The 20,406-nt window shown below is 42.1% G+C and carries 22 protein-coding genes; 19 read left to right on the plus strand and 3 right to left on the minus strand.

The genetic code is table 11. The features are described from left to right. The first annotated feature begins 524 nt into the window (after window positions 1-524). The 5 genes from O3599_RS03500 (at window position 525) to O3599_RS03520 (ending at window position 4,888) form a co-directional block, all read left to right on the plus strand. A complete protein-coding gene (locus tag O3599_RS03500) occupies window positions 525-1,145 on the plus strand; it encodes a CadD family cadmium resistance transporter (protein ID WP_101785869.1) in 621 nt (206 codons plus the stop codon). Window positions 1,146-1,381: 236 nt separating this feature from the next. Continuing rightward, on the plus strand, window positions 1,382-2,428 hold the full coding sequence (locus O3599_RS03505; RefSeq protein WP_084954332.1) for an iron ABC transporter permease: 1,047 nt from the start codon (window positions 1,382-1,384) through the stop codon (window positions 2,426-2,428). Window position 2,429: 1 nt separating this feature from the next. Beyond that, complete coding sequence (locus tag O3599_RS03510) at window positions 2,430-3,185, plus strand: ABC transporter ATP-binding protein (protein WP_371512011.1); 756 nt, start codon at window positions 2,430-2,432, stop codon at window positions 3,183-3,185. Window positions 3,186-3,204: 19 nt separating this feature from the next. After that, window positions 3,205-4,215 carry an ABC transporter substrate-binding protein gene (locus O3599_RS03515; RefSeq protein ID WP_247933107.1) on the plus strand — a complete coding sequence of 337 codons (1,011 nt, stop codon included), beginning with the start codon at window positions 3,205-3,207 and terminating at the stop codon, window positions 4,213-4,215. Beyond that, entirely contained in the window at window positions 4,196-4,888 is a 693-nt protein-coding gene (locus O3599_RS03520) for an alpha/beta hydrolase-fold protein (RefSeq protein WP_004255665.1), read from the plus strand. Before O3599_RS03515 ends, O3599_RS03520 begins: the two co-directional genes overlap by 20 nt. A 43-nt stretch (window positions 4,889-4,931) precedes the next feature. Here the strand turns inward: O3599_RS03520 and O3599_RS03525 are convergent, their stop codons facing one another. Further along, window positions 4,932-5,681: a 1-acyl-sn-glycerol-3-phosphate acyltransferase gene (locus O3599_RS03525; RefSeq protein ID WP_000500197.1), complete on the minus strand. Its 750-nt coding sequence runs from the start codon at window positions 5,679-5,681 to the stop codon at window positions 4,932-4,934. 132 nt (window positions 5,682-5,813) lie between these two features. On the opposite strand from O3599_RS03525, the gene O3599_RS03530 reads away from it, so the two are divergent. The 6 genes from O3599_RS03530 (at window position 5,814) to O3599_RS03555 (ending at window position 12,922) form a co-directional block, all read left to right on the plus strand. Continuing rightward, entirely contained in the window at window positions 5,814-8,150 is a 2,337-nt protein-coding gene (locus O3599_RS03530) for a cation-translocating P-type ATPase (protein ID WP_371512014.1), read from the plus strand. 101 nt (window positions 8,151-8,251) lie between these two features. Then, window positions 8,252-8,929, plus strand: a complete 678-nt coding sequence (locus tag O3599_RS03535; RefSeq protein WP_247939543.1) for a tRNA (adenine(22)-N(1))-methyltransferase TrmK — start codon at window positions 8,252-8,254, stop codon at window positions 8,927-8,929. Beyond that, window positions 8,916-9,713, plus strand: a complete 798-nt coding sequence (locus tag O3599_RS03540; protein WP_247939544.1) for a Nif3-like dinuclear metal center hexameric protein — start codon at window positions 8,916-8,918, stop codon at window positions 9,711-9,713. The genes O3599_RS03535 and O3599_RS03540 overlap by 14 nt, the downstream gene beginning before the upstream one ends. A gap of 16 nt (window positions 9,714-9,729) precedes the next feature. Continuing rightward, window positions 9,730-10,833, plus strand: a complete 1,104-nt coding sequence (locus tag O3599_RS03545) for an FAD-binding oxidoreductase (protein ID WP_247939545.1) — start codon at window positions 9,730-9,732, stop codon at window positions 10,831-10,833. 102 nt (window positions 10,834-10,935) lie between these two features. Then, window positions 10,936-11,955, plus strand: coding sequence for a UDP-glucose 4-epimerase GalE (gene galE / locus O3599_RS03550; RefSeq protein WP_247939546.1), 1,020 nt, complete (start codon window positions 10,936-10,938; stop codon window positions 11,953-11,955). A 1-nt stretch (window position 11,956) separates the two neighbouring features. Continuing rightward, the gene (locus O3599_RS03555; RefSeq protein WP_282185721.1) at window positions 11,957-12,922 is read left to right on the plus strand and encodes a glycosyltransferase family 2 protein; all 966 of its coding nucleotides are present in this window, start codon (window positions 11,957-11,959) and stop codon (window positions 12,920-12,922) included. Window positions 12,923-12,979: 57 nt separating this feature from the next. Here O3599_RS03555 and O3599_RS03560 read toward each other — a convergent pair whose 3' ends face one another. Further along, window positions 12,980-13,177, minus strand: coding sequence for a ferredoxin (locus tag O3599_RS03560; protein ID WP_004235080.1), 198 nt, complete (start codon window positions 13,175-13,177; stop codon window positions 12,980-12,982). 45 nt (window positions 13,178-13,222) lie between these two features. Between O3599_RS03560 and O3599_RS03565 the strand changes: the two genes are divergently transcribed. The 8 genes from O3599_RS03565 (at window position 13,223) to O3599_RS03600 (ending at window position 18,821) form a co-directional block, all read left to right on the plus strand. Continuing rightward, window positions 13,223-13,714, plus strand: a complete 492-nt coding sequence (locus tag O3599_RS03565; protein ID WP_023946238.1) for an SAG1386/EF1546 family surface-associated protein — start codon at window positions 13,223-13,225, stop codon at window positions 13,712-13,714. A 9-nt stretch (window positions 13,715-13,723) separates the two neighbouring features. Then, window positions 13,724-14,395 (plus strand): (d)CMP kinase, encoded by a 672-nt coding sequence (gene cmk / locus O3599_RS03570; protein ID WP_247939548.1) that lies wholly within the window; start codon window positions 13,724-13,726, stop codon window positions 14,393-14,395. Between the two features lie 129 nt (window positions 14,396-14,524). Then, entirely contained in the window at window positions 14,525-14,863 is a 339-nt protein-coding gene (locus tag O3599_RS03575) for a zinc ribbon domain-containing protein YjdM (RefSeq protein WP_001061590.1), read from the plus strand. 2 nt (window positions 14,864-14,865) lie between these two features. Then, window positions 14,866-15,495 (plus strand): Pr6Pr family membrane protein, encoded by a 630-nt coding sequence (locus tag O3599_RS03580; protein ID WP_000033942.1) that lies wholly within the window; start codon window positions 14,866-14,868, stop codon window positions 15,493-15,495. A 124-nt stretch (window positions 15,496-15,619) separates the two neighbouring features. Beyond that, window positions 15,620-16,771, plus strand: a complete 1,152-nt coding sequence (locus O3599_RS03585) for an MFS transporter (RefSeq protein WP_247939549.1) — start codon at window positions 15,620-15,622, stop codon at window positions 16,769-16,771. Window positions 16,772-16,869: 98 nt separating this feature from the next. Next, window positions 16,870-17,619: a tRNA pseudouridine(38-40) synthase TruA gene (gene truA / locus O3599_RS03590; protein WP_023945460.1), complete on the plus strand. Its 750-nt coding sequence runs from the start codon at window positions 16,870-16,872 to the stop codon at window positions 17,617-17,619. After that, complete coding sequence (locus tag O3599_RS03595; protein ID WP_247939550.1) at window positions 17,609-18,382, plus strand: bifunctional hydroxymethylpyrimidine kinase/phosphomethylpyrimidine kinase; 774 nt, start codon at window positions 17,609-17,611, stop codon at window positions 18,380-18,382. The genes truA and O3599_RS03595 overlap by 11 nt, the downstream gene beginning before the upstream one ends. Beyond that, complete coding sequence (locus O3599_RS03600; protein WP_000814989.1) at window positions 18,360-18,821, plus strand: ECF transporter S component; 462 nt, start codon at window positions 18,360-18,362, stop codon at window positions 18,819-18,821. The genes O3599_RS03595 and O3599_RS03600 overlap by 23 nt, the downstream gene beginning before the upstream one ends. A 370-nt stretch (window positions 18,822-19,191) precedes the next feature. Here O3599_RS03600 and O3599_RS03605 read toward each other — a convergent pair whose 3' ends face one another. After that, window positions 19,192-20,274, minus strand: coding sequence for a Xaa-Pro peptidase family protein (locus tag O3599_RS03605; RefSeq protein WP_261017721.1), 1,083 nt, complete (start codon window positions 20,272-20,274; stop codon window positions 19,192-19,194). Between the last annotated feature and the right edge of the window lie 132 nt (window positions 20,275-20,406).

The following is a 20,406-nucleotide window of genomic DNA, read 5'->3' on the forward strand; positions in this document are numbered from 1 at the left end:
GCTTAGGCCGTGTTCAATTGAGCATATCTTGATAATGAAGCTACTCTAAAATGGGTAGCTTTTTTGTATGGATTTTAGCCCGGGCTCAAATCAGCTCTCTGACTTCAGAGGGCTTTTTTATTGAGGTTTTATCGGTCACAATTTTGGAGACTACAAAAACTGAGTAACCCACCTTAATAGCGGATTGTGTGTTTTATCGGTCACAATTTTGGAGACTACAAAAACCTCAAATGGTATCAGCTAATTACACCATAAAGGTGCGTAGCTACTCGGATTGAAAAGCCGAGTAGCTGTCTGCAAGCCCCCTCGGAGAGCCCACACTTTACGAAGTAAAGTATAATATGTTATACTCTACATGGAAGTAGTCACTGAATTCCAGTTAGAAATTACTTTGTAACTACGTTTTGAGGAGGAGTAAAATGCTTTCCTATGTTCGACATTACCCACTAGCGATAGCTAAATTAATGTGTCTGTGCTCTCCTAAAATCTGCTGATTTATTACTGACCAATACAGGAGGTTTTTTATGGGACAGACAATTATATCTGCTATTGGTGTTTATATTTCCACCAGTATCGATTATTTAATTATTTTATTTATTTTATTTGCACAGCTATCACAGAATAAACAAAAATGGCATATTTATGCGGGGCAATATCTAGGCACAGGCTTACTTGTAGGTGCGAGTTTAGTTGCTGCTTATGTCGTTAATTTCGTGCCTGAAGAATGGATGATTGGATTGCTTGGTTTAATCCCTATCTATTTAGGGATTCGCTTTGCAATTGTTGGAGAAGGTGAGGAAGAAGAGGAAGAAGAGGAAGAAATTATTGAAAGATTAGAACAAAGCAAGGCAAATCAACTGTTTTGGACAGTTACATTGCTAACAATTGCGTCTGGCGGAGATAATTTAGGTATCTATATACCTTATTTTGCTTCGTTAGATTGGTCACAGACCCTCGTGGCGTTGCTTGTGTTTGTAATCGGCATAATTATCTTATGCGAGATTAGTCGGGTGTTATCCTCTATTCCGTTAATATTCGAGACAATTGAAAAATACGAGCGAATCATTGTGCCCTTAGTATTCATTGTACTTGGACTATACATCATGTATGAAAATGGCACGATAGAGACTTTTCTGACCGTGTAGATTTTTTTGTTTCACTAGGATTTTATCCCGAGCTCAAATTGGCTCTCTGATTTTCAGAGGGCTTTTTATGTTGTCACCTTACCTCGACATACTCAAGTTTAATCTTCGGTTACGGTTCCTAGCACAATAAAACCAACTATATTCATTTGTTCTCATCTTGTTACGCAGTTGAAAATATGGTATACTTTTTCATGAGAATTTTCTAAATTTTTAAGATTCTATCATAGGAGGTTTGCATGCTTTCCAAATTTTCTGGAAGCCGACAAGACCAGCAATTTGTGTTACTTTTAGTTATTTTGCTAGCTACTTTAGGGATTTCTCTCTTTCTAGCAGTTTCAATGGGATCTGTTGCAATTGATCTAGGAGATACCTATCGGATTATTTTGAGCAGATTAGGATTTCCTCTTGAGATAGGAGAGGTTTCCAAGTCCACTCTTGTCATTGTATGGAACATGAGATTTCCCCGAGTATTGTTAGGTCTGATAGTGGGAGCAGGCCTTTCTATGTGTGGTAGCGTGATGCAGTCCACAGTGAACAATCCCATCGCTGAGCCTTATGTCTTAGGAATATCTGCGGGTGCAACTCTAGGGGCAACTTTGAGCATCATTCTTGGTTTAAAAGTGATGATTAGCCTTGGAGCTTTTCTTGGAGCTATTTTGGCAACAATTTCTGTCCTCATCATTGCCTCTATGCAGGGAAGGATGACGACTTCTAGTCTGATTTTATCAGGAACGGTGGTCAATGCTCTCTTTCTGGCTTTTTCAAACTTTATTATCTCAGTTGGTGCTAATGCGGACAGTGTGATGACCATTAAGTTTTGGACCATGGGCTCGCTTGCTGGGACTACCTGGGCAGACTTGGTCCTGCCAACTATAATAGTAGGAATGGCCTTTCTATTTTTCTCTACTCAGTATCGTGTTTTCAATGCGATGATGATGGGAGATGAGGCTGCTTTAACTTTGGGGATTCCCTTACGCTTTTATTGGTATCTTTATGTGACCATGGTGGCTGTGCTGACAGCAGTCTTAGTGGCAACCTGTGGGATTATTGGATTTGTCGGTCTGATTACTCCACATTTAGCTCGAGGGTTAGTAGGAACGAATTACAAGAGGCTTTTTCCTGTTGCAACCTTGATGGGTTCCCTCTTTGTCATCTGGGCAGACGTACTCTCTCGTATCATCATTCCAAACGCAGAGCTTCCTATTGGTATTTTCACAGCCTTAGTAGGTGCTCCCTTCTTTATCTATATTGTTGGAGGTAGGCGAAGGGAGGTGAGGGTCTGATATGGACTTGATTTGTCAGGATATCCATTTTGGACTAGGAGAGAAAAAAATCCTCAAAGGAGTCTCTCTTAAGGTTGAGGGGAATCAATTTCACACGATATTAGGACCAAATGGAAGCGGAAAAACCAGCTTGCTTAAACTCCTCTATCGTCAGGAAAAGGCGGACAAAGGCTTGATAAGCCTAGATGGAAAGCCGCTGGATCATTGGTCACTCAAAGAAACAGCCAAGCAAATGGCAGTTGTGACCCAGTTTAACCAACTGCAGTTTGATTGTACAGTTGAAGAAATCGTCTTGCTGGGAAGAACTCCCCACCTCTCTTTTTTACAGAAGGAAAGGGAAAGGGATTTTACTCTCGTTCAAGATGCCCTCGTTAAGGTGGATATGCTCGAGAAGAAAACTCGTCTCTATTCGTCTCTGTCAGGGGGAGAGAAACAGCGAGTTTTGTTAGCCCGAGCCTTGGCGCAAGAACCGACTCTCTTGCTCCTGGACGAACCAACCAATCACTTGGATATCAAGTATCAGCTAGACTTGTTGGCCATTGTGAAGAATCTCAAGGTCAATGTTCTAGCTGTCCTACATGATATTCAACTTGCTTGTCGCTATTCGGATTATCTCTATCTGATGAAAGAGGGAGAAATCCTTTACCAAGGGACTCCAAAGGAGACCATCACCTCTGAGTCATTGCAAACTGTATACGGAGTTCAAAGTCAGGTGACTTGGACCGAGGATCAGCAAGCAATGATTCACTATTTATAAGAATGAAAAGGAAAACAAGATGAAAAAAACACTCAGTATTTTACTCGTGACAGTAGCTACCTTAACTTTGGCAGCTTGTGGTAACACTACTACAGAAAAGGCTACCACACAGTCTAGTACAGAAACAAGTCAAAAGGCGAGCGCAGAGACGACTTATCCGCTAACTATCAAAACTTATGATGCTAAAGGAAATGAAGTCGAACAAGTTTTTGACAAGACACCTGAAAAAGTTATCACCAACAATCTTTCAACCACTGAAATCTTATTGGAGTTAGGGTTGAAGGATAAAATTGCTGGCATGCTCAATCCAGACAATGCTGTGACGGACAAATACAAGGACGCGATTGCGACTATTCCTCAAATCGGGGATAAAAAAACAGTCTCACAAGAGACAGTCCTTTCTTATGAGCCAGACGCTTTGATGGGTCGAAACATGATGTTTTCTGAAAAGTCCTTGGGGACAGTTAGCACTTGGAATGAAAATAAAATCCCAGTTTATACACAAAAAGCTTCTCTCTCAACAATTCAGCAAGATTTGGGGAATATCGTAGAAGATGTCAAAAATCTTGGAATGATTTTTAATGTTCAGGACAAGGCTAATGAATACGCAGCACAATTACAAACTAAAATTGATGCTGTTAAGAAAGCAAATCCAGCAAGCCAAGGTGAAAAGAAAAAGGCTTTGATTATGGTTGCTTATAATGATGAAACCTTCGGTGCCTACAAGTCTGCTTTGCAAGAAAGTTTGCTGAACCAACTTGGTTATACAAACGTTGCAACGGGAACATCAGGCTTGACCTTGGAAAATCTCGTGTCAATGGATCCTGAATTGATTATCTATGTAACCAGCGACCGCAATAAAAAATTGGATGAAAAAGCAGTAGAGTTGATGAAGGCAAATGCTGTTTTGGAAAGCGTTCCTGCAATTAAGAATCAAAAAATCATGAACATCTCTTACGATGAATTGATGGACTATGGTCCAGCAGTGGTTGATTCCCTTGAGAAAATCAATGACTTTATCAATAAATAATGAGTTTGATTGGGAAGGAATTCAAGTCAAAATCAGCCTTCCTTCTAACTACGACCCCAATCAAACCTATCCGGCAATTTTATTGAATGATGGAAACTTGGACTTCCTATCGTCCCTTTCCGAATCTGTGATTTTGGTGGGTTTGACCTCTAAAAATCGCTTAGACGACTATACTCCCTGGGCGACATCGGCTCTGAGAGATGGAGCTCCAGATTTTGGCGGTCAGGCAAACGTCTATCATGATCATTTATTTGGAGGCCTTTTAGACAAGTTGCAGTCACTTTATCGCCTGGACGAAACTCGCCTTGCTTATGGAGGTTACTCACTAGGTGGTTTGGCGGCAGTCTACAGTCTTTTCAGCTTTGACAAGGTTTCCTGTGTCTTTTCGATCTGCGGTTCCTTTTGGTATCCTGATTTTGTGACCTACTGCAAGGAAGAAAATGTGAAAAATTTGGACTGTTTGCTGTATTTACAGAATGGTCAAACAGAAGGAGAACACCACACTAATCGCTTGGCTCAAGCACCAGTCTATGCTGAGCAGATCCATACCAGTCTTCAGAAACGCTATCCGAACGGCCAGTTTGTCTTTGACCCTTATGGACACCATGAACAAGTAGCTGAACGATTTCTAGCTTTTTCTAGCTGGTTGGCCCAAAAATGGAAAATCGAATAAAAAATTTATCCCTTGGCTTTTGCCAAGGGATTGTTGTATTTATTTAAGCAAGTTTTTCTCTTTTCTTATCTGGATTCCAGATAAAGCTTGCGATAAAGCTAAAGATGATGGTTAGGATAGCGAGGATAATGGCAAGGATGAGGGCAGGGATGCGGATAAGCCACCAGAGTGGGTTTGGTTTTTTATTATTGTGCCATTGTTTCGTTTCTTGGTCCAGACGTTGAAATTCTGTTTGGATACGATTGGCGACTGTTTCAATGCCTTCGTCATTCATTTTTTTGATATCTGAGATATCAATTGGATTTCCAAAGTTCATATCGACACGTTCACGACTAATCAAGCCCTTCAAAGTCATGGGACCTGTGTAGGTAACCGGCATAATACGGACCTTGGCCATTTTGGCAATCAGAGCTACGCCACCCTTGACATCGTTTGAGTGTCGGCTTCCACTTGGAAACATGATGAGAGAGCGGTCACTTTTTTTAAGAACATTGATAGGATATTTGATGGCTGAGGCGCTAGGATTTTCACGGTCGATAGGAAAGGCACCACACATACGAATCCACCAGCCAAAGATACGGTTGGTAAAGAGCTCTTTTTTGGCCATAAAGATAAATTGTTTTGGTTTGGTCGCAAAGGCCATATAAACTGGATCCCACCAGGTGCGGTGAGGTGCAACCAAAATATAATTTTCATCTTGATTAGGAATTTTATCAGTATTATGATAATGGGCATTGCCATTGATGGACCATAGGAGCAAGACAACCAATCCACGTAAATAAGTATAAAACATGCGATCTCCTTCGATTATTTTCTTGTTATTATTATACCTTATCAAAGGAGGGCTGGCAAACTTTTCCCTTGACCAGGTACATATTTAGGATGAGATTAGAATTCTTTTAGAAAAAATGATATGATAGAATTTATGGATAAAAAAAAGATTATGGGATTAACCCAAAGAGAAATCAAGGAAAGACAGGCTAAGGGCTTGGTCAATGATTTTACTGCTTCGGCCAGTACCAGCACTTGGCAAATCATCAAACGAAATGTCTTTACCCTTTTTAACGCTTTAAACTTTGCCATTGCTTTGGCGCTAGCCTTTGTGCAGGCTTGGAGCAATCTGGTCTTCTTTGCTGTTATCTGCTTTAACGCTTTTTCTGGGATTGTGACCGAGCTGCGGGCTAAACACATGGTGGACAAGCTCAATCTCATGACTAAGGAAAAGGTCAAAACCATTCGTGATGGCCAAGAAGTGGCTCTGAATCCTGAAGAATTGGTGTTAGGAGATGTCATTCGTCTGTCTGCTGGAGAGCAGATTCCCAGTGATGCCTTGGTTTTGGAAGGCTTTGCGGAAGTCAATGAAGCCATGTTGACGGGGGAAAGTGATTTGGTGCAAAAGGAAGTGGATGCCTTGCTTTTGTCAGGAAGTTTCCTAGCCAGTGGGTCAGTTTTAGCTCAAGTTCACCATGTCGGTGCAGACAACTATGCTGCCAAACTCATGCTGGAAGCCAAGACCGTTAAACCAATCAACTCTCGTATCATGAAATCGTTGGACAGGCTAGCTGGTTTTACTGGGAAGATTATCATTCCTTTTGGTCTGGCTCTCTTACTAGAAGCCTTGCTTTTAAAAGGCTTGCCTCTTAAGTCGTCCGTTGTAAATTCGTCGACAGCCCTTCTGGGGATGTTACCTAAGGGAATTGCCCTTTTGACCATTACTTCGCTTTTGACTGCGGTGATTAAGTTGGGCTTGAAAAAGGTCTTGGTGCAGGAGATGTACTCTGTTGAGACCTTGGCTCGTGTGGATATGCTCTGTCTGGACAAGACGGGTACCATCACCCAAGGAAAGATGCAGGTAGAGGCTGTTCTTCCACTAACGGAAACTTATGGTGATGAGGTTATTGACAGCATTCTGACCAGCTATATGGCCCATAGTGAGGATAAAAATCCAACAGCCCAAGCTATTCGCAAGCGTTTTGTGGGAGAAGTTACTTATCCTATGCTTTCGAATCTTCCCTTCTCTAGCGACCGCAAGTGGGGAGCCATGGAGTTAGAAGGTTTGGGAACAGTTTTCTTAGGGGCGCCTGAGATGTTGCTGGATTCTGAAGTCCCTGAAGCCCGAGAGGCCTTGGAGAGAGGGTCACGTGTCTTGGTCTTAGCTCTCAGTCAGGAGAAATTAGACCATTACAAACCACATAAACCATCTGATATTCAGGCTCTGGCCTTGCTGGAGATTTTGGACCCTATTCGAGAAGGAGCAGCTGAAACTCTAGACTATCTCCGTTCTCAGGAAGTGGGCCTCAAGATTATTTCTGGTGACAATCCGGTCACTGTATCCAGCATTGCTCAGAAGGCTGGTTTTGCGGACTACCATAGCTATGTAGATTGCTCGAAAATCACAGATGAGGAATTGATTGCTATGGCTGAGGAGACAGCTATTTTCGGACGTGTTTCCCCTCATCAAAAGAAACTCATCATCCAAACGCTGAAAAAAGCGGGTCATACAACGGCTATGACAGGGGACGGAGTCAATGATATCTTGGCTCTTCGTGAGGCGGATTGTTCTATTGTGATGGCTGAGGGAGATCCTGCGACTCGTCAGATTGCCAATTTGGTTCTTTTGAACTCAGACTTTAATGATGTTCCTGAGATTCTCTTTGAAGGTCGTCGCGTGGTTAATAACATCGCCCATATCGCACCGATTTTCTTGATTAAGACCATCTATTCCTTCTTGTTAGCAGTCATCTGTATCGCCAGTGCTCTTCTGGGACGGTCTGAGTGGATCTTGATCTTCCCTTTCATTCCGATCCAGATTACCATGATTGACCAGTTTGTGGAAGGTTTCCCACCATTCGTTCTGACTTTTGAGCGAAATATCAAACCTGTTGAGCCAAATTTCCTCAGAAGGTCTATGCTTCGTGCCCTACCAAGTGCCCTTATGGTTGTGTTCAGCGTTCTTTTTGTGAAACTATTTGGAAGTAGCCAAGGTTGGTCTGAGTTAGAAATCTCAACTCTCCTCTATTATCTCTTGGGGTCAATTGGTTTCTTATCCGTATTTAGAGCCTGCATGCCATTTACCCTATGGCGTGTCCTCTTGATTGTTTGGTCAGTAGGAGGCTTCCTAGCCACAGCTCTCTTTCCAAGAATTCAAAAACTGCTTGAAATTTCAACCTTAACAGGACAAACATTACCTGTTTATGGTGTCATGATGTTGGTCTTTACCGTGATTTTCATTTTAACCAGTCGTTATCAAGCTAGAAAATAAAGAAAGGCTGCAATCTGTGGATTGCGGTTTTTTTAGGTGCAAGATTGCCAGCTGAAATGTGGTATAATAAGAGGTAACAGAGTTTTGGAAAGAGAGAGAAGATGATTTCAAAGAGATTAGAATTGGTGGCTTCCTTTGTGCCACAGGGGGCTATTTTACTAGATGTGGGGAGTGACCATGCTTATCTGCCTATCGAGTTGGTCGAACGAGGACAAATCAAAAGTGCCATTGCAGGGGAAGTGGTGGAAGGCCCCTACCAGTCCGCGGTTAAAAATGTTGAGGCTCACGGACTAAAGGCGAAAATCCAGGTTCGTTTAGCCAATGGCTTGGCAGCTTTTGAAGAGGCAGATCAGGTATCGGTCATCACTATTGCTGGCATGGGTGGTCGTTTGATTGCTAGGATTTTAGAAGAAGGCCTGGACAAGTTAGCTCATGTAGAACGATTGATCCTCCAGCCCAATAATCGTGAAGACGACTTGCGTATCTGGTTACAAGAGAACGGATTTCAGATTGTGGCAGAAAGCATTCTAGAAGAAGCTGGCAAGTTTTACGAGATTTTGGTGGTGGAAGCAGGCCAAATGAAGCTGTCAGCCAGTGATGTTCGCTTTGGTCCCTTCTTGTCTAAAGAACTCAATCCAGTATTTGTCCAAAAATGGCAAAAAGAAGCTGTTAAGCTAGAGTTTGCCCTCGGACAAATCCCAGACAAAAATCTGGAGGAACGTCAAGTTCTAGTAGATAAAATTCAAGCCATCAAGGAGGTTCTCCATGCTAGCAAGTGAAGTGATTAACGCGTATGAAGCCTTTTGCCCTCAGGAATTTTCAATGGAGGGAGACAGTCGTGGCCTGCAAATTGGAACTTTGGACAAGGATATCCAAAGTGTCATGGTTGCTCTGGATATTCGTGAAGAAACGGTGGCTGAAGCCATTGAAAAGGGTGTGGACTTGATTATCGTCAAACACGCGCCGATTTTCCGTCCGATCAAGGATTTGGTAGCTAGCCGTCCACAAAATCAGATTTACATTGATCTCATCAAGCATGACATCGCAGTTTATGTCAGCCATACCAATATTGACATCGTTGAAAATGGCCTCAATGACTGGTTCTGCCAGATGCTGGGTATCGAGGAGACGACTTATCTGCAGGAGACAGGTCCAGAACGTGGAATTGGTCGTATTGGGAATGTTCAGCCTCAGACATTTGGGGAATTAGCCCAACATGTCAAGCAAGTCTTTGGTTTAGATAGCCTTCGATTGGTGCATTATCAAGAGACTGATTTGCAGAAGTCTATTTCAAGAGTGGCCATCTGTGGTGGTAGCGGGCAGTCTTTCTATAAGGATGCTTTGGCAAAGGGGGCAGATGTCTATATCACTGGTGATATTTACTACCATACTGCTCAGGATATGCTGTCTGATGGTTTGTTGGCATTGGACCCAGGCCACTATATTGAAGTGCTTTTCGTGGAAAAAATTGCAGAGCTTCTTAATCAATGGAAAGAGGAAAAAGGCTGGACAATCGATATTGTACCTAGTCAAGCATCGACCAATCCTTTCCACCATATCTAGTTAGAAAGTGAAAACAATGAAAAAAGTTGCCATTATCGGAGCAGGGATTGTAGGTGCAACAGCTGCCTACTACCTCTCTAAAGAAAGTGACCTAGAAGTAACCGTCTTTGACCATGGACAAGGTCAGGCTACTAAGGCCGCAGCAGGAATTATCAGTCCTTGGTTTTCCAAACGCCGCAATAAGGCCTGGTATAAGATGGCCCGCTTGGGGGCTGATTTTTATGTGGATTTGTTGGCTGATTTAGAGAAATCAGGGCAGGAAGTTGACTTTTACCAGCGTTCGGGAGTCTTTCTCCTGAAAAAGGATGAAACTAAGTTGGAAGAACTCTATCAACTAGCCCACCAGCGCAGGGAAGAATCTCCTTTGATAGGGCAATTAGCCATTCTGGATCAAGCATCAGCTAATGAATTATTCTCTGGCTTGCAGGGATTTGATCGCTTGCTCTATGCTTCTGGTGGAGCGAGAGTAGATGGTCAACTCTTAGTGACTCGTTTGTTAGAAGCTAGTCAGGTAAAGCTGGTCAAAGAAAAAGTAACTCTGATACCTTTAGCATCAGGTTACCAGATTGGTGAAGAGGTATTTGATCAGGTTATTTTAGCGACGGGAGCTTGGTTGGGAAACATGTTAGAGCCTTTAGGATATGAAGTGGATGTTCGTCCCCAAAAAGGCCAACTCCGAGATTATCAGCTTGCCCAAGACATGGAATCTTACCCTGTTGTTATGCCAGAGGGGGAGTGGGATTTGATTCCTTTTGCAGGTGGGAAATTGTCCCTAGGAGCTACTCATGAAAATGACATGGGATTTGATTTGACGGTAGATGAAACCTTGCTCCAACAAATGGAGGAGGACGCCTTGCCTCACTACCCAACCTTGGCTAAGGCGATTTCTAGAGCTGAGCGTGTGGGAATCCGTGCCTATACCAGTGATTTCTCACCTTTCTTTGGGCAAGTACCTGGCTTAGCAGGTGTCTATGCTGCTAGTGGACTAGGTTCATCAGGTCTCACAACAGGTCCTATCATTGGCTACCATCTAGCTCAATTGGTCCAAGGCAAGGAGTTGACCTTGGACCCTCTAAACTACCCAATTGAAAACTATGTCAAACGAGTAAAAAGCGAATAAAAATTTTACTGAAATTTTAGCTTCCCCTCTAGGATGGCAAATGACATTCCCTATCAAAAATGATAAAATAAGAAAAAATAATCCGAGAATCGAGGAAAAAAGATGCAAGAAAAGATTTTGGTAACGGGTGGAGCAGGTTTTATCGGGACCCACACAGTTATTGAGTTAATCCGAGCAGGTCATCAAGTTGTTGTGGTGGATAACCTTGTTAATAGTAACAGAAAAAGTTTAGAAGTTGTTGAGAGAATTACAGGAGTTGAAGTGCCTTTCTATGAGGCAGATATCCGTGATACAGATACTCTTCGTGACATTTTCAAACAAGAAGAACCAACAGGGGTCATTCACTTTGCTGGTTTGAAGGCTGTTGGCGAATCAACACGTATCCCTCTTGCCTACTATGACAACAATATCGCTGGAACTGTTAGTCTTTTGAAGGTCATGGAAGAAAACAACTGTAAAAACATCATTTTCAGTTCTTCTGCGACAGTTTACGGAGATCCGCACACAGTACCCATCTTGGAAGATTTCCCACTTTCAGTGACCAATCCATATGGCCGCACTAAACTCATGTTAGAGGAAATTTTGACGGATATCTACAAGGCAGACTCAGAATGGAATGTGGTCTTGCTGCGTTACTTTAACCCAATCGGAGCTCATGAGAGCGGAGATTTGGGAGAAAATCCAAACGGTATTCCAAATAACCTTTTGCCATATGTGACTCAAGTAGCCGTTGGGAAATTAGAGCAAGTGCAAGTGTTTGGAGACGATTACGATACGGAAGATGGAACTGGTGTTCGTGACTATATCCATGTTGTCGATTTGGCCAAAGGTCACGTTGCAGCTCTGAAAAAAATCCAAAAAGGTTCAGGCCTAAACGTTTATAACCTTGGAACAGGGAAAGGCTACTCAGTTCTTGAAATTATCCAAAATATGGAAAAAGCAGTGGGACGTCCAATTCCTTACCGCATTGTAGACCGTCGCCCAGGGGATATCGCAGCCTGCTATTCAGATCCTGCAAAAGCCAAAGCAGAACTGGGCTGGGAAGCAGAACTCGGCATCACCCAAATGTGTGAAGACGCATGGCGTTGGCAAAGTAAGCATCCAAATGGATTTGAAGACTAAGATGGTGATGTCAATCATTGTCCCCTGTTTAAACGAAGAGGAAGTACTTCCTCTTTTTTATCAGGCTTTGGAAGCTTTACTTCCAGATTTGGAAACAGAAATCGAGTATGTCTTTGTCGACGATGGATCAAGTGATGGGACCTTGGAACTCTTAAAGACCTATCGGGAGCAAAATCCGGCAGTTCATTATATTTCTTTCTCGCGAAATTTCGGCAAAGAAGCAGCCCTTTATGCAGGCTTGCAATATGCGACAGGAGATCTAGTGGTGGTGATGGATGCAGACCTCCAAGATCCTCCTAGTATGTTGCTAGAGATGAAAGCCTTACTAGACCAGAATGCAGACTTGGACTGTGTTGGAACACGCAGAACCAGTCGAGGGGGAGAACCCTTCTTTCGCAGTCTCTATGCTAATCTTTTTTATCGTCTTATGCAAAAAATTAGTCCAGTAGCCTTGCCGTCAGGTGTCCGTGATTTTCGCATGATGAGAAGATCTGTAGTCGATGCTATTTTAGCTTTGACCGAGTCCAATCGTTTTTCAAAGGGGCTCTTTGCCTGGGTGGGTTTTAAAACCCACTATCTGGACTATCCAAATGTCGAAAGGCAGGCTGGCAAGACCAGTTGGAGTTTTAGGCAACTCTTTTTCTACTCCATTGAAGGGATTGTTAATTTTTCAGATTTTCCCTTGATTATCGCCTTTGTGGCAGGTCTCCTATCTTGTTTTATTTCTCTACTTATGACCTTTTTTGTTGTGGTTCGGACCCTCATTTTGGGCAATCCGACATCAGGTTGGACCTCTCTGATGGCTGTTATTCTCTTTCTCGGAGGGATTCAACTCTTGACCATTGGGATTCTCGGCAAGTATATCAGTAAGATTTATCTAGAGACTAAAAAAAGACCACTTTATCTCGTCAAAGAAAAAAGTGACCTTCCTGATCTTACAGAAAAAAATAAAGAGAAAAGACTATAATTTTGCATGGAAATATGCTAAACTAGAAGGAGTGGAACGTTCTTATCGATGTTAGAGTTAATCTTTAATCAAGGCACGTGTCGGACAGTTTCTAACAGCTTCTACGACGTCCTGACTAGGAGAGATTTCTTTTTCTAGTTGGTCAGGGTCATCGTAAAAACGCACGATTCCATTATCGTGGTAATCAAATAATTCAGAATAAGTTTGGCAAAGCCCACAGGCAATGCAACGTTCAGGTATAAGTGTGATTTTCATATTTATATTGTAATAAGAAAAGTAAAAAAAAACAAGGAGTAAGGTATGGCAAAAGAACCGTGGCAAGAAGATATTTATGAGAATCAAGAAGAAACAAGATCAGAACGTCGTAAGAGAGAACAAGGTGGAGGAGTGCTGGCTAATCGTATCTTGACTATTTTAGCAAGTATTTTCTTTGTGATTGTAGTTGTGATGATTATTGTTCTTATCTATCTTTCATCGGGTGGGAGTAATCGCACAGCAGCCTTGAAAGATTTTCACGATTCAGATACAAAAGTAGAGCAAGTTTCTTCTACTTCTAGTAGTAGTTCAGAGCAGGCATCTTCTAGTTCAGAGGAGAAGGTAGAAGAGTCATCTAGTAGCTCAGAACATCCAAATGATCCAGAAGGGACTACAAAAGTTATGGCTGGAGAAGGAGAAGCAGCCATTGCCGCTCGTGCAGGAATCTCGATTGCTCAGTTAGAGGCTTTGAATCCTGGGCATATGGCTACAGGATCTTGGTTTGCTAATCCTGGAGATGTGATTAAGACTAGATAGGAGTCATAAATGAAGACGATTCAAATTGCTATTGACGGTCCTGCTTCAAGTGGCAAGAGTACGGTCGCAAAGATTATTGCCAAGGATTTTGGATTCACCTACCTAGATACAGGTGCTATGTATCGTGCAGCGACCTACATGGCTCTCAGGAACCAATTAGGAGTTGAACAAGTTGAAGAACTTTTAGCCTTATTGGACCAGCATCCAATCAGTTTTGGACGTTCAGAAACTGGGGAGCAGCTTGTCTTTGTAGGAGATGTGGATATTACCCATCCTATCCGTGAAAATGAAGTGACCAATCATGTTTCTGCTATTGCAGCAATTCCTCAAGTTCGTGAGAAACTGGTTTCTCTCCAGCAAAAAATCGCCCAGCAAGGCGGGATTGTCATGGACGGTCGCGATATTGGAACTGTTGTATTGCCACAAGCAGAATTGAAAATTTTCCTAGTAGCTTCTGTTGATGAAAGAGCAGAGCGTCGTTACAAGGAAAATATTTCTAAGGGAATTGAAACAGACCTTGAAACCCTAAAAGAGGAAATTGCTGCGCGTGACTACAAGGATAGTCATCGTGAGACTTCGCCTCTAAAACAAGCAGAGGATGCTGTCTACCTTGATACAACAGGTTTGAACATTCAAGAAGTAGTTGAAAAAATTAAAGCAGAAGCTGAAAAAAGAATGTAAATGTAGAAAAGCCGATAGATTGATATCGGTTTTTTCTAAATTTGTCAAAATGCTGATTTTAGGGTATAATAGTTGCTGTTCGAGAAATTTTGATTTTCAAAGAATAGTGAATGATGATAAGGAGAAACCATGAACAACTTACCAAATTGCCCAAAATGTAACTCAGAGTATGTCTATGAAGACGGTGCCCTACTGGTTTGCCCAGAGTGTGCCCATGAGTGGAATCCTGCTGAAGTTGCAGAAGTAGAAGAGGGCCTTGTTGCTATCGATGCCAACGGAAATAAATTGGCTGACGGTGATACAGTCACTCTCATCAAGGACTTGAAGGTAAAAGGTGCGCCAAAAGATTTGAAACAAGGGACGCGCGTGAAAAATATCCGCATCGTAGAAGGCGACCACAATATCGACTGTAAAATTGATGGCTTTGGTGCCATGAAACTCAAATCAGAGTTTGTGAAGAAAATTTAAGTATGTCAAAACACTATAAACTTGTATTTTATAGCCGTATCTTCTTGTTTCTAGCGGCTTTTACGGGAGTTTATCTTGAAATCGCCAAGCATGGTGGATTTGGGATGCTGCTCTATTATACGGTTCTGTCCAACCTCTTAGTAGCGATTTTTACGCTCTATCTCCTAAAGGTTATGAGCCGTTTAGGTGAAAACTGGCAAAGGCCAAGTCTCTTGCGCTTAAAAGGTGGAGTCACTATGAGTATCATGATTACCTGTGTGATTTACCATTTCCTCTTGGCACCCATTGCGACTAATTTCTATACCCTAGAAAATTTCCTTTGCCACTATATCGTTCCCCTTTGGTTTTTAGCAGATACCCTCTTTTTTGACAAACAGGGTCAATACAAGATTTGGGATCCAATTGTGTGGACGATTTTACCCTTGCTGTATATGATTTTTGCTCTTTTTAATGGCTTGGTACTGAAACTTGATGTTCCTAATTCTAAGGTCAGTCCCTTCCCTTACTTCTTTTTGAATGTAAACAAGGGTTGGGATGTCGTGTTCAAGTGGTGTCTGATTATCTTTGTTGCCTATATGGTGGCAGGATTTATCTTCTACTTTATTAAGCAAATCAAGAGAAAGTCATCCTAAGACACAAGGGATTCATTTTCGAGTTTAAGAAGGAGTCTATACACTAAAGAGGCTTCTTCTTTTCTTGCCTGTTTGATAACTATCAAAAAAGTAGAAGATTAAGAGAAATATAGAAAGAGATTTCATGAAACAATTTTTAGAACGGGCCAGTATTTTGGCTCTCTCCCTCGTTTTGATTACCTCCTTTTCCATCTCGAGTGCCCTGCCAGCTATGTTTGACTATTATCAAGGTTATCCTAAGGAACAAATTGAGCTCTTAGCGAGCTTGCCATCTTTTGGGATCATGATTATGTTACTACTAAATGGTTTCTTAGAAAAAATATTTCCTGAGCGCTTACAGATCAGTTTGGGATTGCTGATTTTATCACTAAGTGGAACTGCTCCCTTTTGGTACCAAGCTTATCCTTTTGTCTTTGGAACACGGATTCTTTTTGGTTTAGGTGTTGGGATGATCAATGCCAAGGCCATTTCTATTATCAGTGAACGCTATCAAGGAAAAACGAGAATTCAGATGTTAGGGCTACGCGGTTCTGCAGAGGTCGTTGGGGCTTCTCTCATTACCTTGGCAGTCGGCCAATTGTTGGCCTTTGGTTGGACAGCTACTTTCTTAGCTTATAGTGCTGGATTTTTAGTTCTGATCCTTTATCTGCTCTTTGTACCTTATGGAAAAGAAAAGAAAGAAGTCAAGAAAAAAACGAAGGAAGCAAGTCGCTTAACTCGGGAAATGAAGGGCTTGATTTTTATCTTAGCTATTGAAGCGGCGGTTGTAGTTTGTACCAATACAGCTATTACCATCCGTATTCCAAGTCTGATGGTGGAAAGAGGACTGGGAGATGCCCAGTTATCTAGTTTTGTTCTTAGTGTCATGCAGTTAATCGGGATTGTGGCTGGTGTGAGTTTTTCTTTCCTGATTTCAATATTTAAAGAGAAACTGCTCCTCTGGTCTGGTATTACCTTCGGCTTAGGGCAAATCGTGATTGCCTTGTCTCCATCCTTGTGGGTGGTAGTGGCAGGAAGTATTCTGGCTGGCTTTGCCTACAGTGTAGCCTTGACGACAGTCTTTCAACTTGTCTCTGAACGAATTCCAGCTAAACTCCTCAATCAAGCAACCTCATTTGCGGTTTTAGGCTGTAGTTTCGGAGCCTTTACGACTCCATTTGTTCTAGGTGCGATTGGCTTGATGACTCACAATGGGATGTTGGTCTTTGCCATTTTAGGATCTTGGTTGATTGTAACCTCTATCTTTGTCATGTACCTACTTCAAAAGAGAGCTTAGGATTGGTTTCCTAAGTTTTTCTTTTGAGTTTTTTGTACCCAGACAGTATTTATTTTAGAACCTTGTCTACAGATTAATTTCTTGATAAAATAGAAGTTATGACAAGATATAAAGCAACTATTTCCTATGACGGTTACGGCTTTGCTGGTTTTCAGCGCCAGCCTCATGCGCGTAGTGTTCAGGAAGAAATTGAAAAAACCTTGACTAGATTGAATAAGGGGCAAGCCATCACTGTTCACGGTGCTGGTAGGACTGATAGTGGGGTTCATGCTTTGGGACAGGTGATTCATTTTGACTTGCCCTATCAAATGGATGAAGAAAAACTTCGCTTTGCCTTGGACACCCAGTCCCCTGAAGATATTGATGTGATTTCGATTGAGCTCGTGGCGGATGATTTTCATTGTCGTTATGATAAGCATAGCAAAACCTATGAGTTTATTGTGGATAGAGGACGTCCCAAAAATCCTATGCGCCGTCACTATGCCACTCACTTTCCCTATCCACTCGATGTGGAACGGATGCAGATGGCAATCAAAAAGTTAGAGGGAACACATGATTTTACAGGTTTTACAGCCTCTGGAACCAGTGTGGAGGATAAGGTTCGCACCATTACAGAAGCTAGTCTCAGGGTTGAAGAGACAGGTCAGTTTTTGACCTTTACCTTTTCAGGAAATGGTTTCTTGTATAAGCAGATTCGCAATATGGTGGGGACACTGCTCAAAATTGGAAATAACCGTATGCCAGTAGAGCAGATTGACCTGATCTTGGAGAAGAAGGACAGGCAACTTGCAGGTCCCACTGCAGCACCAAATGGTTTGTATTTAAAGGAGATTCATTATGAAGAATAATCGTATTTTAGCACTTTCTGGAAATGACATTTTTAGTGGTGGTGGCTTGTCAGCTGATTTGGCCACCTATACCTTGAACGGCTTGCATGGCTTTGTAGCAGTGACTTGTTTGACAGCCTTGACCGAGAAGGGCTTTGAAGTCTTTCCAACTGACGATGTCATTTTTCAACATGAATTAGATAGCTTGTGTGATGTGGAGTTTGGGGGAATTAAGATTGGTCTTCTACCAACTGTCAGTGTGGCTGAGAAGGCATTGGACTTTATCAAGCAGCGCCCAGGAGTGCCTGTGGTATTGGATCCTGTATTGGTCTGCAAGGAAACGCACGACGTAGCAGTTAGTGAACTCTGCCAAGAATTGATTCGCTTTTTCCCTCATGTCAGTGTGATTACTCCTAATCTTCCTGAAGCAGAATTATTGGCTGGTCAGGAAATTAATACCTTGGAAGACATGAAAACAGCAGCTCAGAAATTGCATGACTTAGGCGCGCCAGCAGTCATTATCAAGGGAGGCAATCGCCTTAGTCAGGACAAGGCTGTAGATGTCTTTTATGATGGACAAAACTTTACAGTCCTAGAAAATCCTGTTATCCAAGGGCAAAATGCTGGTGCAGGTTGTACCTTTGCCTCTAGCATTGCCAGTCACTTGGTTAAAGGTGATGAACTTTTACCAGCAGTAGAAAGCTCTAAGGCTTTCGTTTATCGTGCTATTGCACAAGCAGATCAGTATGGAGTAAGACAATATGAAGCAAACCAAAACAACTAAAATCGCCCTTGTATCCCTATTAACCGCCCTCTCTGTGGTTCTAGGTTATTTCTTAAAAATTCCAACACCGACAGGCATTCTAACTCTTTTAGATGCGGGTGTCTTCTTTACGGCCTTCTACTTTGGTAGTCGTGAAGGGGCTGTAGTAGGAGGACTAGCAGGTTTCTTGATTGATCTCTTATCAGGCTACCCTCAGTGGATGTTCTTTAGCTTGGTCAACCATGGCTTGCAGGGATTTTTCGCAGGATTTAAAGGAAAAACTCAGTGGTTAGGCCTTATCTTAGCAACGATTGCCATGGTAGGGGGTTACGCCTTGGGTTCTACATTGATGAATGGCTGGGCTGCAGCCCTACCAGAAATTCTACCAAATTTCATGCAAAATATGGTAGGGATGATTGTAGGATTTATCCTTAGTCAAAGTATCAAGAAGATTAAGTAATACTCTTCGAAAATCTCTTCAAACCACGTCAGCTTCCATCTGCAACCTCAAAACATTGTTTTGAGCAACCTGCGGCTAACTTCCTGGTTTGCACTTTGATTTTCATTGAGTATAAAGAGGCTGAGTCAAAAGTCTTTCAAATAAGAAAAACGCATAGTATCAGGTGTTGAAAAATTTTGATACTATGCGTTTTATTGTGGGAAGATTTTATACTCTTCGAAAATCTCTTCAAACCGCGTCAACGTCGCCTTGCCGTAGATATGGTTACTGACTTCATCAGTCTTATCTACAACCTCAAAACATTGTTTTGAGCAACCTGCGGCTAGTTTCCTAGTTTGCACTTTGATTTTTATTGAGTATTAGATGAATATTAATCAAAATAAAGCAAATCTTTGCTGGTGCTTGTAAAGAGGTCAAAGCCATCCTTGGTAACAACACCGCAGTCTTCGATACGGACACCGACTTTACCAGGGATATAGATACCTGGTTCAACAGAGAAGCACATTCCTTCTTCGATGACCATGTTGTTTCCTTCCATGATAGATGGGAATTCATGGACATCCATACCGATACCGTGACCGAGACGGTGGTTGAAGTATTCACCGTAACCAGCTTTTTCGATGACCTCACGGGCAGCGCGGTCCACTTCATGGGCAGTCACACCTGGTTTGATAAAGTCAAGAGCAGCTTGTTGGGCTTCAAGAGTCAAGTTGTAAATGTCTTTCTTGAATTGGTCAGGTTTACCAACAGCGACTGTACGAGTCATATCTGACGCATAGCCGTTGACCAGAACACCAAGGTCAAAGAGGAGAAGAGCATCATTTTCAACCTTATTAGCTGCTGGAATACCGTGTGGATTTGCAGCATTATCACCAGTCAAGACCATGGTATCAAAGCTCATTTCATAGCCTTCACGTTTCATAGCAAAGTCAATTTGAGCGATGATATCTGTCTCTGTCTTATCAAGAGAAATATTGTCAAAACCAACATTAACAGCCTTGTCAGCATAGAGACCTGCAACCATCATTTTTTGCACTTCATCAGCTGATTTGATGAGGCGCATGCGTTGGATACGAGGAGTGAGGTTGTTAAACTCAGCAGTTTCAAAAACTGTTTTCAAGCCATGATATTTGGTCAAGATGAGATTGTCAAACTCAACAGCGACACGTTTGAAGTCAAGTTGTGGAAGAGCATGTTTCATTTTTTGCCATGGGTTTTCAGAATCCACATAGCCGACAACTGGGAAGGAAACGGTGCTGCTTGCACGTTCCACTTCAAGGGCTGGGACAAAGAGGAGAGGTTCCTGATTCGCTAGAACAAAGAGGAACATTTGGCGTTCATGGGGATCACTGTAAAAGCCAGTGAGGTAATTGATTGTGACGGGGTCAGATACGACAGCGACGTCTAGTTTTTCTGATTCAAGATATGTTACGATTTGTTGTAATTTAGACATATGCTACCTTCTTTCTACCCCTCTATTTTGGCAAAAAATGAGAGAAAATGCAAGGGAGAAGGGTAAAAGAAACGACAAAAAGAACTCCGACAAAGATAGGGGAGTTCTTTGATATCATTTTCCTTTGTTTAA

This window comes from Streptococcus sp. 27098_8_103, from assembly GCF_041432345.1.
In the GTDB taxonomy this organism is placed as follows: Bacteria; Bacillota; Bacilli; order Lactobacillales; family Streptococcaceae; genus Streptococcus; species Streptococcus mitis_BV.

Excerpts from the sequence above, each read along its gene's own strand:
- truA (WP_023945460.1), top strand. The coding sequence starts at position 16,870 with ATGACAAGATATAAAGCAACTATTTCCTATGACGGTTACGGCTTTGCT.
- O3599_RS03555 (WP_282185721.1), top strand. The coding sequence starts at position 11,957 with ATGGTGATGTCAATCATTGTCCCCTGTTTAAACGAAGAGGAAGTACTT.
- O3599_RS03510 (WP_371512011.1), top strand. The coding sequence starts at position 2,430 with ATGGACTTGATTTGTCAGGATATCCATTTTGGACTAGGAGAGAAAAAA.
- O3599_RS03505 (WP_084954332.1), top strand. The coding sequence starts at position 1,382 with ATGCTTTCCAAATTTTCTGGAAGCCGACAAGACCAGCAATTTGTGTTA.
- O3599_RS03560 (WP_004235080.1), bottom strand. The coding sequence starts at position 13,177 with ATGAAAATCACACTTATACCTGAACGTTGCATTGCCTGTGGGCTTTGC.
- cmk (WP_247939548.1), top strand. The coding sequence starts at position 13,724 with ATGAAGACGATTCAAATTGCTATTGACGGTCCTGCTTCAAGTGGCAAG.
- O3599_RS03540 (WP_247939544.1), top strand. The coding sequence starts at position 8,916 with ATGCTAGCAAGTGAAGTGATTAACGCGTATGAAGCCTTTTGCCCTCAG.
- O3599_RS03580 (WP_000033942.1), top strand. The coding sequence starts at position 14,866 with ATGTCAAAACACTATAAACTTGTATTTTATAGCCGTATCTTCTTGTTT.
- O3599_RS03530 (WP_371512014.1), top strand. The coding sequence starts at position 5,814 with ATGGATAAAAAAAAGATTATGGGATTAACCCAAAGAGAAATCAAGGAA.
- O3599_RS03525 (WP_000500197.1), bottom strand. The coding sequence starts at position 5,681 with ATGTTTTATACTTATTTACGTGGATTGGTTGTCTTGCTCCTATGGTCC.
- O3599_RS03520 (WP_004255665.1), top strand. The coding sequence starts at position 4,196 with ATGACTTTATCAATAAATAATGAGTTTGATTGGGAAGGAATTCAAGTC.
- O3599_RS03595 (WP_247939550.1), top strand. The coding sequence starts at position 17,609 with ATGAAGAATAATCGTATTTTAGCACTTTCTGGAAATGACATTTTTAGT.
- galE (WP_247939546.1), top strand. The coding sequence starts at position 10,936 with ATGCAAGAAAAGATTTTGGTAACGGGTGGAGCAGGTTTTATCGGGACC.
- O3599_RS03585 (WP_247939549.1), top strand. The coding sequence starts at position 15,620 with ATGAAACAATTTTTAGAACGGGCCAGTATTTTGGCTCTCTCCCTCGTT.
- O3599_RS03600 (WP_000814989.1), top strand. The coding sequence starts at position 18,360 with ATGAAGCAAACCAAAACAACTAAAATCGCCCTTGTATCCCTATTAACC.
- O3599_RS03575 (WP_001061590.1), top strand. The coding sequence starts at position 14,525 with ATGAACAACTTACCAAATTGCCCAAAATGTAACTCAGAGTATGTCTAT.
- O3599_RS03535 (WP_247939543.1), top strand. The coding sequence starts at position 8,252 with ATGATTTCAAAGAGATTAGAATTGGTGGCTTCCTTTGTGCCACAGGGG.
- O3599_RS03605 (WP_261017721.1), bottom strand. The coding sequence starts at position 20,274 with ATGTCTAAATTACAACAAATCGTAACATATCTTGAATCAGAAAAACTA.
- O3599_RS03515 (WP_247933107.1), top strand. The coding sequence starts at position 3,205 with ATGAAAAAAACACTCAGTATTTTACTCGTGACAGTAGCTACCTTAACT.
- O3599_RS03545 (WP_247939545.1), top strand. The coding sequence starts at position 9,730 with ATGAAAAAAGTTGCCATTATCGGAGCAGGGATTGTAGGTGCAACAGCT.
- O3599_RS03565 (WP_023946238.1), top strand. The coding sequence starts at position 13,223 with ATGGCAAAAGAACCGTGGCAAGAAGATATTTATGAGAATCAAGAAGAA.
- O3599_RS03500 (WP_101785869.1), top strand. The coding sequence starts at position 525 with ATGGGACAGACAATTATATCTGCTATTGGTGTTTATATTTCCACCAGT.